The 17,771-nt window shown below is 22.1% G+C and carries 12 protein-coding genes; 10 read left to right on the top strand and 2 right to left on the bottom strand.

What is annotated here, in order from left to right:
• Positions 1-16: 16 nt before the first annotated feature.
• From dnaN to M8044_RS01275, 4 genes are all read left to right on the top strand, one after another.
• A complete protein-coding gene (gene dnaN / locus M8044_RS01290; RefSeq protein ID WP_273585263.1) occupies positions 17-1,153 on the top strand; it encodes a DNA polymerase III subunit beta in 1,137 nt (378 codons plus the stop codon).
• Positions 1,154-1,178: 25 nt separating this feature from the next.
• On the top strand, positions 1,179-2,006 hold the full coding sequence (locus M8044_RS01285) for a hypothetical protein (protein ID WP_273585262.1): 828 nt from the start codon (positions 1,179-1,181) through the stop codon (positions 2,004-2,006).
• A 17-nt stretch (positions 2,007-2,023) separates the two neighbouring features.
• The gene (gene trpS, locus M8044_RS01280) at positions 2,024-3,040 is read left to right on the top strand and encodes a tryptophan--tRNA ligase (protein ID WP_273585261.1); all 1,017 of its coding nucleotides are present in this window, start codon (positions 2,024-2,026) and stop codon (positions 3,038-3,040) included.
• Positions 3,041-3,298: 258 nt separating this feature from the next.
• On the top strand, positions 3,299-4,414 hold the full coding sequence (locus tag M8044_RS01275; protein ID WP_273585260.1) for a hypothetical protein: 1,116 nt from the start codon (positions 3,299-3,301) through the stop codon (positions 4,412-4,414).
• Positions 4,415-4,690: 276 nt separating this feature from the next.
• Here the strand turns inward: M8044_RS01275 and M8044_RS01270 are convergent, their stop codons facing one another.
• Positions 4,691-5,881 carry an NAD(P)-dependent malic enzyme gene (locus M8044_RS01270; RefSeq protein WP_273585259.1) on the bottom strand — a complete coding sequence of 397 codons (1,191 nt, stop codon included), beginning with the start codon at positions 5,879-5,881 and terminating at the stop codon, positions 4,691-4,693.
• Positions 5,882-6,273: 392 nt separating this feature from the next.
• Here M8044_RS01270 and nusA point away from each other — a divergent pair, with 392 nt between their 5' ends.
• The 6 genes from nusA (at position 6,274) to M8044_RS01240 (ending at position 15,701) form a co-directional block, all read left to right on the top strand.
• Positions 6,274-7,341: a transcription termination factor NusA gene (gene nusA, locus M8044_RS01265; RefSeq protein ID WP_273585258.1), complete on the top strand. Its 1,068-nt coding sequence runs from the start codon at positions 6,274-6,276 to the stop codon at positions 7,339-7,341.
• 114 nt (positions 7,342-7,455) lie between these two features.
• Positions 7,456-9,258 carry a translation initiation factor IF-2 gene (infB, locus tag M8044_RS01260; protein WP_273585257.1) on the top strand — a complete coding sequence of 601 codons (1,803 nt, stop codon included), beginning with the start codon at positions 7,456-7,458 and terminating at the stop codon, positions 9,256-9,258.
• A gap of 1 nt (position 9,259) precedes the next feature.
• Positions 9,260-9,607 carry a 30S ribosome-binding factor RbfA gene (gene rbfA / locus M8044_RS01255; RefSeq protein ID WP_273585256.1) on the top strand — a complete coding sequence of 116 codons (348 nt, stop codon included), beginning with the start codon at positions 9,260-9,262 and terminating at the stop codon, positions 9,605-9,607.
• Between the two features lie 99 nt (positions 9,608-9,706).
• Positions 9,707-12,061, top strand: coding sequence for a replication restart helicase PriA (gene priA, locus M8044_RS01250; protein WP_273585255.1), 2,355 nt, complete (start codon positions 9,707-9,709; stop codon positions 12,059-12,061).
• 833 nt (positions 12,062-12,894) lie between these two features.
• The gene (locus M8044_RS01245; protein WP_273585254.1) at positions 12,895-14,334 is read left to right on the top strand and encodes an MATE family efflux transporter; all 1,440 of its coding nucleotides are present in this window, start codon (positions 12,895-12,897) and stop codon (positions 14,332-14,334) included.
• 65 nt (positions 14,335-14,399) lie between these two features.
• Positions 14,400-15,701 (top strand): glucose-6-phosphate isomerase, encoded by a 1,302-nt coding sequence (locus M8044_RS01240; RefSeq protein ID WP_273585253.1) that lies wholly within the window; start codon positions 14,400-14,402, stop codon positions 15,699-15,701.
• A 1,520-nt stretch (positions 15,702-17,221) separates the two neighbouring features.
• Here M8044_RS01240 and M8044_RS01230 read toward each other — a convergent pair.
• Positions 17,222-17,743 carry a dTMP kinase gene (locus M8044_RS01230; RefSeq protein WP_273585252.1) on the bottom strand — a complete coding sequence of 174 codons (522 nt, stop codon included), beginning with the start codon at positions 17,741-17,743 and terminating at the stop codon, positions 17,222-17,224.
• Between the last annotated feature and the right edge of the window lie 28 nt (positions 17,744-17,771).

Below are 17,771 nucleotides of genomic sequence, written 5' to 3'. Positions count from 1 at the left end.
AATAAGAAATTAAAATATGAATTTCGAAATTAAAAAAGAAGTTTTTTTACATTACTTGCTTCAGATTCAAAAAATATTACCTCAAAAAACTTTTTTCCCTATGTATTATTGTATCAAAATGGATTTGAAACAAAATGTTTTGTTTTTAGAAGTAAATAATGATCATATTGTTGTCAAAATAAAAATAGAAGATGAAAGTTTGAAAGTTCAAGAAGAAGGTGTTTTAGTTGTATTAGGCAAAAATTTTGTTGATATTATTAAAAAAATAGATTATTCTTTTATTAAAATAATTTCTGTAGAGGATAAATTTTTAATTCTTAAGACTGACACTTCTCAGTATAAATTAAAAATAATGGATTTAAATAGCTATCCTTTGATTAATTTTGATTTTGATTATCAAAATTTTTTTCAAATAAAAACAGAATTATTTAAGAAAATAATTAAGGAGACAAGTATTATTTCTTCTAAGGATAAACAAAAAAATGTTTTAACAGGTGTTAATTTAATTTATGAATCTCCTTTTTTAACTGTTATAGCTACTGATTCTTTTCGTTTAGCTCAAAAAAAATTAGAATTGAATATAGATTATCATGATTTTAATATTATTATTCCTGGTAAAAGTTTAGAAGAATTAATTAAATTATTAGAACAAAAAAAAGATGATATTGTTCAAATATCTATTACAAAACAAAAATTTTTTTTACAAACAAATTCTTTATTTTTTCAATCATCTCTTTTAGAAGGTAATTATCCTCGATTTCCTTCAATTAAAAAAGAAAATTTAGTTCATTTTTTTAAATTAAATAGAAATAATTTGATTAAAGTTCTAGATAGAGTTTCTTTATTTTTGCCTAAAGAAAAAAATTTTATTGATAATGTTGTAGAATTTAAAATTTCCTCGAATAATAAATTAGAAATTTCTTCAGATAGCGAAGAAATAGGTAATGCTTTGGAAGAATTTGAAATTTTAGAATTTTCTTTTGTTGATGAAATAAGAACTTTTTTTAATGTTAAATATTTAGAGGAAATTTTAAAAATTTTTTCTAGCGAAACAATAACATTTTTTTTCGAAAATCCATCCAAACCTTTCCTTATTATGTGTGAAGAAGATGAGACAATTTTATATCTGATTTTTCCTTTTTATTTTAAATAATTAATGATTATAGGAATTTTTTGTTATGATTAAAAAAAAATTAATAAAAAAAAGAAAAAAAATATATTCTTTGTTTACAACATTTAATTTCAAAGCAAAAATTTATTTTTTATTTTTATTCTTATTAACTTTTTATACATTTGTAATTGATATAATCAAATATGTAAATGAAGAAAATTATTTTGTTGGAAGGTTTTTGTATTATTTCACTATTCAAACAATTTTTTCTATTTTATTGATTTTATTGTCCTTTTTTTTAAAAATAAAAAATAAAAAAAAATATTCTATTTTTATTTTTGTTGTTGCAGTTAACTCTTTATTAACTTTTTTTGTTTTTAATTTATTTTTACATCCTTTTTGGCGCATAGGATCTAATCAGGAAACAAAACAATTAAATATTTTGGTTAAATTTATGACAAAACGTGAAAAAAATTGTTATTGGTTTTTTGATAAAAATTTTATTAGTAGTTTGCAACATATATTTATTCCTTTATTTTATTTTGTCTTTTTTTTCTTTTTTCTTCCTTTTAACTTAGATAAGTTGAAAGAAAAAATTTATACTTTTGTACACCCATTGATTTATTTATTTATCTTTTTTTTAATTTCTTTGTTTTCTAAACAAGCTATTTTGAAATGCGAAAAAAATATAAAATCTTGTTGGCTTCCTTATCCTAATATTCAATGTCCCGTTCATGGTAATGTTTTGTGTGAAAAATCATTTGATTCTCATGTTTACTCTCATATAATAGTTTTTTTGAGAATAGTTGTTTTGACTTTATTTTTTGCTATTTTTTTTCTTTTTATTTTTTATTTAAAAACGAAATTAAATAAAAAAATTATAAAAAAAGGTTGATATATTCAAAAAGAAATATGATTTCTAAAAAAAAAAGATTAATTACAGGAATTAAACCAACAGGAGAGTTAACTTTAGGTAATTATTTAGGAATAATTAAACCTTTAATTTTTTTCCAAAATAAATATCAAAATGAATATGATTTTTATTTTTTTATTGCTGATTTACATGCCTTAACTGATTTTCAAGAACCGAACATATTAAAAAAAACAATACGTCAAACAATATATCTTTGTTTAGCATCAGGGTTAGATTTAAGTAAAATTAATTTATTTATTCAATCAGAAATTCCACAACATACTTATTTAAATTATATAATGGAATCTAATTCTTATTTGGGAGAGTTGAATCGGATGATTCAATTTAAAGAAAAGAAAAATTCTTTAAAAAAATTGAGAACATCTCTTTTAACTTATCCTCTTTTAATGTCTTCTGATATTTTGCTTTATGATGCTGATGTTGTTCTTGTGAATCAAGATCAAAAACAACATTTAGAATTGACTCGTGTTTTAGCCACTCGCTTTAATAATTTATATGGCAATACTTTTGTTGTCCCTCAATTTTTACAATTAGGTTCTATGATTAAATCTTTAACAAAACCTAATAAAAAAATGAGCAAAAGTTCTTTCAAAAATAATTCTGATAACAAAGGTTGTATTTTTCTTTTAGAAGATTTAAATAATATAAGACAAAAAATTTTAAAATCGGTTACTGATTCTGATAATAATATTAAATATGATTTGAATAAAAAACCTGGTTTAAGCAATCTTTTAAATATTTATACTTCTTTAAAGAATTGTGATTTAAATGATACTGTTGAATATTTTAAAAATTTTTCTTATAAAGAATTTAAAGAAAAAATTGCTTCATTATTGGTAGAAGAAATTAGAATTGTTCAAAAGAAATACTATGATTTAGAAAAAAATATTGATCTAGAACAAATTTTAAAAAGAGTAACTCAAAAGGTTAAAATAATAGCCGATAATAAAATAAAAGAAGTTAGACAAAAAATGGGTATAGATATTAGTTCTTAAAATTAATTTTTTGAATTAGTAATTTTTATTTTTATTTTATTATTTTTTAAATTAATTTTTATTTTTGCGATATTTATTAAATTTATTTTTATAAGATATTTTTTTATATAAATTAAAATATTTATAAATTTGATGTAATATTTATTTTGAATATAAAAAAATCTTTTGAGGAAAATTTAAATAAATAAAACTTATTATATAATAATAATGGGTATGCATTTATAAATTACCTTTAGAAAAGATGATAGATATTTTATAATGAAAAAGAAATTTTTAAAAAATAAAATAATTGTTTTTAAAATGTGTATCTTAATATTTGTTATTTTGTTTTTTTTGTTTAATATGTTTTTTATTTCCGCTAATAATGACGAAGAAGGATCTAAAAATAATTCTCAATCCACAATTGAAAAAAATTTTTCTTTAAATGAAGAACATAATAATGAAATTTTATTAATGGAAAAAGATATTTTTCAATTAGAAGAAAAATTAATTTTTTTAATGTCTCAAGAAGGAACTATTACTGAAGTTAAAGAACAAGCTAGTAATTTAATTAATAGTTCTTTTTTTAAACATTTTAAAATTCGTTTAAAAATGTTGAAAATTCAAATTGAAGAACAAAAAATTAATAATAAAAAAACAAATTTAATAGAACAAATAAATATTATTACCCTTGAATTTAATCAAATGAAAAATAAAATAAATGAACTTATAAAAAATTTATTTAAACAAAATATTTCTGAAGAAGAGTTTCAAGCAAAAATTAATTATATTTTAAGTGATAAAGAAGATGATGATGGAATGATACCTTCGAAATATATTATTTTAAGAGAAAATATACTTAGACGTGGATATCAACGAGATAATAGAAATGCTTTACAATTTGAACAAATTTTAGATAATTATAAAAAAGAAATAAATAAGTTGCAATTAGAACAAATATTTCATGAAAATAATTTAGAACAATCGATAAAAGAATTAAATTATATTTTAATAAAAGATATTGAGTCCGAGAAAGAAATGAATATTAAAGAAAACTTAAAATGGGAATCTTTTGTTAAAAATAAATTTGTTAGAAATGATGAATATATAAAGTATCAAAATGAATTAGAAAAATTATATGTTAAAAGACAAGAAATTATTCAATCTGTTGGTAATGCTAAATTTAAAGTAGAAAAAGCTAAAAGCGAGTTAAATTATTATGATGTTGAAATAAAAAAATTACAAAAAGAATATCAAAAAAGAGGGGAACGTTTTGTTGTTTTCTTCGGAAAATTAAGCAATAAATTTAAACATTTAAATAAATTTAAAAAAAATCCAGAATTAGATTTAAAATATATTGAATATCAACTTAAAGAAGCTTATAATATCGTATAAAATAAAAATATAAATTTTGTTAATTTGGTTATTAATATTAAAATATTTTTACAAAAAAATAAAAGAAATTGAATGTATCTTTTTTTTCAATTTCTTTTATTTTTTTGTAAAAATATTTATTTATATATTTCATTTTTTTAATAAAAACTAGTTTTTTAAACTAGTTTTTATTATCATTAAAGATGGAATTATTTACAAATTTTTAAAATAATCTATAATTTTTTATAAAGAAATATATTATATTTATATTGTTTATAATTATTTTTTTAATTTTAATTAAGAATTTTTAGATTGTCTAGTCATTTTAGTTTCTACAGCTACTTTAGCGACAGCTTTAGCTACTATTTCTGTTACTTTTTTGTTAAAAATAGAAGGAATTATATTATTTTCATTTAATTCATTTTCTGGAATAATAGAAGTTAAAGCATAAACAGCAGCTATTTTCATTTCCTCTGTAATTTGAGTCGCTTGAACATCTAAAGCACCTCGGAAAACACCTGGAAACACTAAAAGATTATTAATTTGATTTGGGAAATCTGAACGTCCTGTAGCAACTACTTTAGCATTTCCTTTTTTAGCTTCATCATACATAATTTCAGGAACAGGATTAGCTAAAGCGAATACAATAGAATTATGATTCATAGTAGAAACCATTTCTGAAGTTAAAAGTTTAGGTTTGGACACCCCAATGAAAATATCTTTATTTTTAATAATTTCTTTTAAAGAACCAGATTCATTGTTTTTATTAGTTAATAAAGCCATTTCTTTTTGTGCTTCGTTTAACCAAGTACAATCTTTTTGAATAACACCATTTTTATCTATTAAAATTATATTTTTAGGTTTCATTAAAAGAAGCATTTTAGCAATAGCTATACCAGCAGAACCTGCTCCATTAATAACTATTTCTACATTTTGAATATTTTTTTTAACTACTTTTAAAGCATTTAAAATCCCTGCACTAACAACAATAGCTGTCCCGTGTTGATCATCATGAAAAACAGGAATATCTAATTTTTCTTTTAATTTTTTTTCAATATAAAAACATTCTGGTGCTTTAATATCTTCTAAATTAATTCCACCAAACATTGCAGGTATTTTAGAAATGATATTAATTATTTCATCTGGATCTTGAGAATCAATGCATATAGGAAAAGAATCTATATTAGCGAATGTTTTAAATAAAGCAGATTTACCTTCCATTACTGGAATTGAAGCTAATGCTCCTATATTTCCTAAACCTAAAACAGCTGATCCATTGGTAATAACAGCAACATTATTTCCTTTTGTTGTATACTTATATGCATTTTGTTCATTTTGAGCAATTTTAAGACAAGGTTCAGCAACTCCAGGAGTATAAACTAAAGTTAAATCTTTTAAATTATTAATTGGTAATTTAGTATTTATTTCTAATTTACCTTTTTTTTGTTCATGAACTTTTAAAGCTTCTTCTTTTATATTGAAAGACATTTTCGTTTAAAAAACCCCTACTAATAATAATTTTTAATATATAAAAATTAAATTAATCTATAAAATTATTTTTTGATTATTTAAAAAAAGAAATTATATTTTATTTTCTTTTTTTAAAAAACAACATAAATTAACTCAACATTATTATTATAAATAAATAAATAAATAAATACAAATTTCAAATGCAAACTTCATTTATAATATTTTTTTAATATAGAATTGAAACACCATAAGAGGACTAATATTTTTTGTTATATTATTATTTATTGTTTTATCAAAATAAAAATATTAAAAAATGATAAAATAACATATGCACTTTTATTTTAGTTTTAAAATTGAAATTCGTTAAAAACTCAATTTTAAATTATTTAAGGAAAATAAAATTAAATTATATGAAAACTAAAGATTTTTTAAATCATATTGATCAGTTAGCTATAGAACATGAATTGACTAGAGAACAAATTTTGGAAGCTTTTGAAAAAAGTTTAATTTCTGGTTGTAAAAAAAATTATCAAATTAAAAGTTGTCAATTAATTTTTAATAAAAACTACGAAGAATTATCTTTGTATAAAGAATATTTAGTAGTAGGACCAGATTCAGTAGCTAACGAAGAAAATATTGATGAAAATATTAATATTAAAAAGATGACTTGTGTTAATTTAGAGGAAGCGCAAAAATTAAAAAATAATCCACAAATAGGCGAGATTATTAAAATTAAAGTTGACCCTAAAGAGTTTAATTTTTATGCTAGCAAAGATTTTAAAAATAAATTTAATGAAGAAATAATTAGACATAAAAAAGAAAATATTTATAATATTTTTAAAAAATATGAAAAAAAATTAATTGTTGCCAAAGTAGTTTCTATTAAAAAAAATCTTTATGTTTTAGAATTAGAAAAAGAAGTTCAGACTGTTTTATTAAATAAAGATAAATTAGATAATGATGATTTCGTAGCAGGCGAAAGAATTCAAGTTTATGTTGTTGAAGTTAAACAAACTACTAAAATGCCTAAAATTTTAGTTAGTCGTACTTGCGTTGAATTTGTTCTTGAAATTTTTAAAGAATTTATTCCCGAAGTTCAAGAAGGTATTATTGAAATTATGGGTATTTCTCGTATTCCTTCAACTAGAGTAAAAGTAGGCTTATTTTCTCATAATTCTAATATAGATGCTATAGGTTCTTGTATTGGTTCAAAGAGTTCCAGGATAAAAAATATTATTAATGTTTTAAAAGGTGAAAAAATAGATTTATTTTTATGGAGCGACGAACCAAAAGAACTTATTGCGAATGCTTTACAACCAGCTAAAATTAGTCAAGTTGATATTCTAGATTTAGAGAACAAAAACGCTTCTGTTTTAGTTAATGAAGATCAAATTTCTTTAGCTATTGGTAAATCTGGGAATAATGTTCGATTAGCAGCTCAAGTTATTAAATGGAATATTTCTATTAAAACTACTTAATTTTTAATATATTTTTATTATATTTTGCATTTTTGAAATATTTTTCGAAATAATTATATTCAATTATATATCTATGAGATAAAAAAACCCAAGAAGGAGAGGAAATTCTAAAATATGAATAAAAAACAAGACAATAATAATTTTCATACTGAAGAGATTAAAGTTAAAAGTTATTTATTTAATCCTAAACATAATGTTCAAGATTTAGCTAATATTTTACAAGTTTCTAATATTTTTTTAATTAAAAAATTTATAGAATTAGGCATTAAAACAAATATAAATCAAGTTTTAACTAAAGAAGAAATAGAAATGTTAGGATTAGCTTTAAATATTGAAATTATTTTTGATTCTTCTAAAGATTCTTCTAAAATAGATTCAAACAAGAAAGTAGAAAATCCTAATTTAACTCGCAGAGTACCTATTGTAACTATTATGGGTCATGTAGATCATGGTAAAACTACTTTATTGGATACTATCCGAAAAACTCGTTTAGTGGATAAAGAATTTGGTGGTATCACACAACATATTGGCGCTTATGAAATAAATTATGATAATCAAAAAATTACTTTTATAGATAGTCCTGGCCATGAAGCTTTTTTTCAAATGCGTTCTCGTGGAGCTAAAGTAACTGATATTTGTCTTTTAATAGTTGCTGCTGATGACGGAGTTAAACCACAAACTATTGAATCTGTTAAACATGCTCAAAAAGCTAAAGTCGAAATTATTGTTGTTATTAATAAAGTAGACAAAAATCATAATAAAAAAGAAAGTATTATGACTGATTTATCTAATTTAGGTTTGATTCCTGAAGAATGGGGTGGCACAACATCATATGTTGAAATTTCAGCTTTAAAAAAAGAAGGAATAGATCGATTATTAAAAGTCATTTTACTAATTAGTGAAATGAAAAATATTCAAACTGACTTGACTAAGGTTGCTAAAGGAGTTATTTTGGAAGCTAGTTTAGACAAGAATAAAGGTCCTTCAGCTACTTTACTTACTTCTCAAGGGATTTTAAAACTCGGAGATGTTATAGTTGTAGGCGATAATACTTATGGTAAAATTCGTTCTATTGAAGATGATTTAAAGAATAGTTTTAAAGAGGTTTATCCTTCTCAACCTGTTTTGGTCACAGGATTAGATTCTGTACCTCAAGCAGGAGATCTTTTTGAAGTAGTAGAAAATAAAAAAATAGCGAAACAAATTATTGAAAGTAAACAAAATCTTTTGAAAGAACAAAATAAATTTCTTGATAAAGAAAACAGTCATATGTATAATAATGTTTTAGCGCCTCAAAAAGATAACGAAAATAAGTATTTAAACATTATTTTAAAAGCTGATACTCAAGGTAGTTTAGAAGCTATTGTTGAATCTTTAGAAAAATTAAGCGTTCAAGATATTAAAGTAAATATTTTGAAATTTTCAGTTGGAACAGTTACTCTTAATGATATTGATTTTGCTAAACTTTTTAATTCTTGTTTAATTAATTTTAATACATCTGTTAGCAATTCTGTAGTTAATGCTGCTAAAAATCTTAACGTTGATATGACAACTTATAATATTCTTTATAAAATGATTGATGATATAAAAGATAAATTGAAAAAATTAGTAGAGCCTGTTTTAGAAGAAAAAGTTACTGGTAAAGCTAAAATTCAAAAAATCTTTTCTATAAGTTCTATAGGCACTATTGCAGGTTGTTATGTTATTGAAGGAACAGTTTTTAATAATTCTATAGCAAAAGTTATTAGAAATGATAAAGTTATTTTTAAAGGTAAAATTGTTTCCTTGAAACATTTAAAAAATAATATTTCTAGTTCTTCTCAAGGACACGAATGTGGTATTTTATTAGATGATTTTAATGATTTTCAAATTGATGATATAATAGAATCATCTAAAATAGAGAAAGTGAAAATTTGAAATGAATAATATGGTTATTAAAAGAAGGGCTAATGTCATTCATAAATTGTTAGTTGATATCATTAATGATGTTATTAAAAATGATAGTTTAGGTTATATTAGTTTAACTGGTGTTGATTTATCCAATGATTTATCTTTTTGTAATGTTTTTTATACTATTTTGAATGATAAATCTGAATTTTTAGATTTAGCTCAAAAACTTTTAGAAGAAAATAAAAAAGAAATCCGTTTAAAATTAGCTAGTCAAATCAGAGATATTAAAAAAATTCCTGATTTAATATTTAAATACGATGAATCTTTAACTTATGGTAAAAAAATTGATAAACTTTTAGATAATATTAAAAAATAATGAAAATAATAAAAAAAGGTAAATTAGTAAATTTATCTTTTTTTATTTTATAATTCGAAAACATTTACAAATTATATAAAAGGTCCCATAAAATAATATATGTTGTATGCAGAAGTCATAGTTGATAATAAAATTCCTCATTTAACAGAATATTTTGATTATTTGATACCTCAAGAGTGGAAAAAGATAATTAAAAAAGGAATGAGAGTTATTGTTCCTTTCGGTTCCAAGAATACTTATCGTTTAGGATATATTTTAAAACTTAAAGAAGAAAGTTTGTTTGAAAAAAAAGCAAAAGCTATTGTAGAAATTTTAGATAAAGTTCCTTTTTTGAATGAAGAACTTTTTTTAATGGCCGAAGAAATTTTAAAAATCCCTTTTATTAATACTTCTTTAGCATATAATGTCATTATACCTAGAAGTTTTTTAAGCACTTATATGAGACAAATTACAATTTTGCAAGAAAAAGAATTACCTTCACAAATTCAAGAATATTTAGTTAAAAAAAAAGGATTTTTAACTTTAAAAGATAATTTTCTTTCAAAAGATAAATTATTAGAATTACAAAAAAGAAAAATTATTGATTCAAAGATTATAATTTTTAAAAAAGATTATCGCCCTAAACTTTTAAATTTTTATTATTTAAATCCTTGTTTGACAGAAATACCAAATCTTAAATTAACTACTAAACAACAAAAAATTATTCAAAGTTTAAAAGGTTCCATCACTAATAATAAAATTTATTTTTATTCCAAAGAAGATATTTGTAAATTTTTGTCTTCAGTTATGTTAAAAAAATTTGTAGAACAAAAAATTATTTTAATTCAAAAAAAAGAAGTTTTTCGAAAGCCAAAAGAAATAAATTTAAATTTAGTTAATTCTTTTGTTTTAAATAAAAAACAAGATTATGTTTATAAACAAATTTGTTGGGATAGTTATAATAATTATTTATTATATTATGATCAATATGAAGATAAGATAGCAATATATTTAAAATTAATTCAAACTGCTTTACAAAAACAAAAGCAAGTTTTAATTTTGGTAGCAGAAATAATTTTGATCATTTCTTTAAAAGAACAAATTCAAAAATATTTCCCTAACATTGAATTAACTATTTTAAAAAATGAGTCTGGTTTAATAAAACATTATCAAAAAAATCAAGATATCCAATACCAAAAAATTTTTATTGTTATAGGGACTAAAAAAGCTATTTTCGCTCCTTTACAAAAGATAGGAGTTCTTATTATTGATGAAGAAAATGATGAGTCTTTAATTGAAAAAGATAAAACTCCTAATTATGATGCTAAAGAATTAGCATATATTCGTGCTAAATACCACAATATTCCTTTGATTTTTTTTACAACAATGCCTTCAATGGATAGTTATTTAGGCATAAAACAGAAACAAATTATTTTTTTTGATTTAACAAAAAAAAATAAAAAGATGATGCAATTAATTGATATGAAACAAGAATTAAAACAAGGTAATTTATCTCCTTTATCTTCTGTTTTATTAGAGAAATTAATGAAAAATATAAAAGAAAAGAAAAAAACTATTTTATTTATTAATATTTTAGGTTTTGCTCCTTTTGTTTTGTGTCGTTTTTGCGGTTATGTCCCGAAATGTGATAAATGCCGTCAAAATTTAGTTTTTTTTCATCAAAGTTATATTTTCAAATGTACTTTTTGTCATTATAATCGACCGTTTAGTTCTAAATGTCCTTGTTGTTCTAATTCTTTATTAAAAAATGTTACTTTAGGCATCGAATATATTTTAATTTTTTTAAAAAAACAAATACCTTCCGTGAATTTAGCAATTATAGATTCTAATTCTGTTCAAACATTATCTCAATATCAAAATATTTTAAAAAAATTAGATAATAATGAAATTGATCTTTTATTAGGAACAGAAATGGTTGCTAAAAATTTAAAATTACCTTCTATTGAAACAGTAGGAATTTTGATGGTAGATGCTCTTTTGAATATTCCTCATTTTAAGGCAACAGAAAAAACTTTTCAATTACTAATGAAAATGTCTAATTATCTTTCTGATGAAGGAGAAATGATTGTTCAGGGTTATAATATACAACATTATACTCTTCAAAAAGGACAATATTATGATATTTTTTCTTTTTTAGAACAAAGTTTAAAAGAAAGAAAATTAACTAATAATCCCCCTTTTGCTTTTTATAGTAAAATATTAATTTCTCACAAAAATTATTTAAAAGTTTCATCTATTGCTTTAAAAATAAAAGAAAATTTAGAAAATCATTTGTGTTATAAAATCAAAATTTTAGGCCCCACTTATCCTTTAATTTTTTATAAAAATAAAAATTATAGGGTTTTGTTGACTTTAAAATATAATGATTGGCCTTTAGATTTAAATTTTATCATTGAGCAAAATTTAAACGAAGATGCTTTACTGTTATTTGATCGTTTTGCAGCCGTAATTTAATTATGTTTATTTTTATTATCATTTAGAATGATAAAATTTAAATTTTTTGAAACATTGAAATTTGTAATGTTATTGTTAAAAATAGAAATAGAATATCTTGATAGAGGTTTTTTTATACAGGGTATTAGCGAACATTTCTTAAAATGACATATTATCATTTTTAAAATAAAACAGTTTAATAACTTATGAATTTCGAGTATTGATTGTTTTTTTAATTTATGAAAAAATATAAATTATGGGAAATTGAGTTTTTTTAAAAAGTTTTATATAATAAATAAGGTAATGTTATAAATGCCGATCAAATTAAATGAAAGAGGGTGTTATATTAAATACAGAAATATATATACAAAAACATGTTTATTTAGATTGTCGTAATATATTTGTAAATAAATTCATTATTTGATTTTGGATTCGTGTTTTAATAAAAAAAGAAAAATTATAATCACCTTATTAAATAACTATTAATTTTGAAATTTTTATTTATTTTTATGATTTTTTGTTTAAGAAAATTATAGATAGTCAAGAATCTTGGTTAGAAATAAAATAACAAAAATTTTTTATTCTTTAATCGAAAAAAATGAATAATTAAATTAAGATGTTGACGAGATATTTTTTGTAAACATAATATTAAATTAGTTTATTAAACGGAAAGAAATTTTATTTTTTAATTATTTTTTATTTTACTTTTATTAAGAAGGCATCTAAAATATTTTAGATTTTATTTTATGATAAATGCTTTTTTATAATTTTTTATTTATTTTAATAAAAACATAATTTATTTATTTTTTGGGATTTGGAGCAAAATAAATAAGGAAGGTTATAAATTATTTTATATGTTAAAAATAACATCTGCTTCTGAAAAACCAAATGCATTTAATTCTCAATTTAAAAAAGAGCGACCTATTTGGATAAGTTTAATTATTTTAGCTTTCCCCGTTGCTTTGTTTTTATTATTTCAACATTTAGGTTCTAGTATAGATTATTATATTGTAGGAGATGCTGCAAAACAAAATGCTGGTATATTAAATTCTGTCATTTCTTATATGAAACAAATTAAAAAAGTGCTCCAAAGTATTGCTGTATCTTTAGCTGGAGCCGGTATTATTTTTGTCGCTAGAGAATATAAACAAAAAAATTATAAAAAAGCTAGACAATACGCTACTTTATCTTTTATTATTGCTGTTTTAGGATCATTCGGTATTTTTTTTATTTTTTATTTAGGTGCTTGTTTACCTTCTCATTTGGGAGATATTTTTTTAAAAAGAGATTATCATTCTGATGGAGGATTTACATATTATACTATTTCTTTATTAAGTTTTGTTTTTATTACTATAAATTCTGTTTTTATTGGTTTAGAAAAATCTAAAAATAAAAATACTTTTGTTTTGTTTTTGAATATTTTAAATATTATTTCAAAGATTATTTTTACTTTTTTATATAAACATATTCACAGAGAGAACATTACGCTTATTCATTTAGCTTGGACTGATTTTTTATCTAATTTTATTATTTCTCTTATTGTTTTTTATTTAATGTTCCAACCTAAAAATGATTTTCGACTTCAATTCGACAAATTAATTTTTCCTAAAGACATTATTAAAAATATTTTAAAATTATCAGGTGTTTTAGTTATAGGAAAAACAACTTATGAAATTGGTAAAAAATTTGTTAATGATATGGTTACAAGCTATTATGGCAAAGAAATGATAACTATAATAGGCTTTGTATCAGTTGTTAACGGTATTATTTTTTCTATTTCTCAATCTTTTGAAGATGCCGAAATAGTAATGGTTTCGCAGAGGACATCACAGGAGAAAAATCAAAAAACTTTAAAAATTTTTAAAAATGTTTTTGTTATTACTTTAATTATCGGTATTATTGGTATTTTAGTTAATACATTTTATGGAACAGATTTGTTGAAATTTTTAACAAAATCAGATAACCAAGAACAATTATCGTTTTTTAGACAAGTTTTATTTTTTGAACAAATGTCTTTATTTACTTCTATTTGGGCTTCTATGATGATGTTTTATATCATGTCTTACAAAAAGAAAGCTTATATTGTATTTTGGTTAAATATTTTAAGGATTATAACAAGAATGTTTTGTATTTGGTTTTTTCATCATGTATTTTATTCTTCAACAATAATAAATAATTATGTCAAAATTGGTTTAAGCACTTGTATTAGTAATATAATTGTCTTATTAGTTACTATTATTTTATTTCTTTCTTTTATTAAGAAACAAAAGAAAATAGAATGGGATCAAAAATAATTAAATATAATTTAAAAAGTATTATTTTATAACGAAATAATTTAATTAATAAAGGTATTTTAATAATGAAATTTAAATTAGATATACAAGGTATAAAAAATTTTTTAGATTGGGATAAAGAAAGTTCTTTAATAAAATCTCAAATTCTAAAAATACACGACCAATTACATAAAGATAATGATCTAAAAAATAAATATTTAGGTTGGTTAACTTTGCCTTTAGATCAAAATACTATTTCGAATATAAAACAAATTCAAAAATTAAGAAAATTAAATGAAGATTTAGAAGTTTTAGTAGTTATAGGAATTGGAGGTTCTTATTTAGGTGCTAAAGCAGGTATAGAATTTCTTAAAACTCCTTTTAAGAAAACTAAAACAGAAATTATTTTTGCTGGATATCAAGTCTCAGGGGATTATTTAACTAATTTAATTTGTTATTTAAAAAATAAAAAATGGGCTATCAATGTAATTTCTAAATCAGGAACAACTTTAGAACCTTCTTTAACTTTTAGGATTTTAAAACAAGAAATCGAAAAGAAATACGGTAAAGAAAAAGCGAAAAAAAATATTTTTGTTACTACTGATGCTACAAAAGGTATTTTATTGAATATCGCTCAAAAAGAGGGTTATGAAACATTTTTTTTACCGAATTCTATTGGAGGTCGTTTTAGCGTTTTAACTCCTGTAGGTTTATTACCTTTTATTTTTGCTGATTTAGATGCAGAAGCTATTTTAAAAGGGGCTTTGCAAGCTTATCAAGATACTTTAACTAATGATTTTAATAATAATTTAGCTTATCAATATGCAGCAGCGAGATATTTAATGTTTACTAAATTAAATAAAAAAATAGAATTATTTGTTAGTTACGAACCTCATTTATCATCTTTTGCTGAATGGTGGAAACAATTATTTGCAGAAACAGAAGGAAAAGAAGGTAAAGGGCTTTTTGTTAGTTCAGTGAATAATTCTACAGATTTACATTCTTTAGGTCAATTTATTCAAGAAGGTCCAAGAATGATGTTTGAAACAATTTTGAATATTAGTAGTATAAAAGATGATTGTTCAATTCCTCTTATTGATAAAGATTTAGATAAGTTAAATTATTTATCAGGGAGAACTTTTTCTGATATAAATCAAACAATTTTAAGAGCTACTAAAGAAGCACATATAGAAGGGGGAGTCCCTAATATAGAAATTTTTATTCCTCGTTTAGATGAGTATTCTTTAGGTTATCTTATTTATTTTTTTCAAAAATCTTGTGCTATGTCTGGTTATTTAATAGGTATTAATCCTTTTGATCAACCAGGGGTTGAATTTTATAAACAAAAAATGTTTTCTCTTTTAAAAAATAAAACTCACTGGTTCTAACTATTGTAATTTTTTTAAGTAAATAAATTTTTTATATCTAAAGACTGACTTTTATAAGTTAATCTTTTTTCAAATAAAATATTAACGAAATAAAAAATAAATTATTTAAATTTTTAATATTTTTCAAGAAATAATATTATTTTATTATTTTTAAAATTAATACACCTTTAGCTCTTATTATTGAAATTAATGGCGTGTTGAATTTTAGATATTTAACTTTGAAATTAAATTCTCAACAGTTAGAAGAATCTTATGCATCAAACAAGTATTACAGAAGTTAAACAAAACCAAGAAGATTCAAAAAAATCAGAACCTAAACCATTTTATCGTCTCTAAATCAAGATAAGGATCCTACTAAAGTAAAAGGTTATGCTGAATCCGTACATATTCTCTATTATATTTCTTTTCAACGATAATTTTCTTTTTGACCTCTTTATAAGTGATGTATGGAGCTAAAAAACATTTTTGATAAGCTTCTCTTTTCCTTATTGACGTAATAAATCATCGATATATTTACAAGTTTTAACATAAAGAGGCAAAATATATCTAATTTCGTATATAATATTTTCTTCTTTAAGTTGTTTTCCTTAAGACTTCGCTTCGTTTTTGACCTGTTTCATCTTTATCTAGGGTTATAATTACCTTAATTTTTTCTTTTTTGAGAATTTCTAGTTGAGATTGAGAAAGTAGCTGAGTGACATAAATTAGACCGAACACGTTTTTAATCTCATTTTGTCAACAACTAATGACATCAAAAAAACCTTCATGAATAATAATGGTTTTTTTGTTTAATAAAAGGTAAAGCTTCAAAAAAACGATAACTGAAATGAAAAGGTCGGAGTTTGACTAAAATTAGTTAAAGTTTGATATTTGGGTCGGAAATAAGAAACTTCGCGGAAATGGTTTTGATAAAAATGAAAAGTTTGATGATAACCATTTTCAATGGGGATAATAATTGAACCATGGAAAGTATCATGATAATATTTTTTTCTTTGTTGACTGGTTTTTGCTTTGATAAAATCATATTCTAATAAATTGATCTATATTAATATTTTTTTTTGACAGTAATTTATTAGACGAAAAGATAAAGGTTTATCATATAAGGGGGGTAACCAAGTTTAAATTCTTTAATAGTTTCTAAAGTGAGTTTTCTTTTTTGAGTTAAATAAGTTAATCCTGGTTGGTTTTTCGTTATATTTCGGTTAGAAATTAACAAATAATGATAATAATCTCTAATTTGGTTGAATAAGGGTGAGTTTTTTTAAATAAAGGGGTTGGATGACGAATTTAGGGGTTGAATTTTGTTGCTTGATTAAGGTCTTAAATTCTTGGGTTGGCATAAAGTTATTAATGTTTTGAAGAAGAAAAGACCTTGTTTTAAGGTCTTTTCTTCTTAATTTTTTTCGTTTTCCAAGTAACGGAAGGTGGTCCCATCTTAGGTTTGATGGTTTTAATTTTCCCATTATGGTAATAAAAATAAAGATTACCGTTTTTACATTTTTTCTTAATAACAATAACCATTATCTTTCTCCTAGATATTTCATCATTTTTTGAATATTAGACGGAATAGAATCACTTCCGTTTAAGATTAATTTTTTCATGCCGCTAGCGTAATGAGTGAGATAATAATTATATCCTTGGTGAACAGTTTGAAAATAAGTTAATGATTGTCTTTCAATGAGATCTCTTTGATGGTTTTTTTGTTTTTTCTTTCTATTTCTTCCGATAAGAGGGTCAATATCTAAATAAATTAATAAATCAGGTTTTCTTAAGATAGTTTTATGATTCAGCTGAAAGATCTTTTTTAAAGGTAATAGTTTTTTCTTTTCCTTAGAAAAGGGAAATAATTGGTAAGCATAAGTAGAGGGTAACCAACGGTCTAAGATAATTAATTGGTTATTTTTAAATAATTCCGCTTGAATTTGAGCCATATTAGCTAGACTTAAATAAAAACGAGTGAGGTAATCTACTTTTTGAAAATTTAAAAATAAACCTCTAATTTCCTTCCCAAGAGAACTACTCCCTAAGTCTTGTTTGGGCATAAAAAAAGACCTTCGATTTGAAGGTCTA

Origin of the sequence: Columbia Basin potato purple top phytoplasma (assembly GCF_028595955.1) — a bacterium.
GTDB lineage: Bacteria > Bacillota_I > Bacilli_A > Acholeplasmatales > Acholeplasmataceae > Phytoplasma.
Note: the sequence above shows the minus strand (reverse complement) of the source record. Positions and strands in the feature narration are given on the sequence as shown.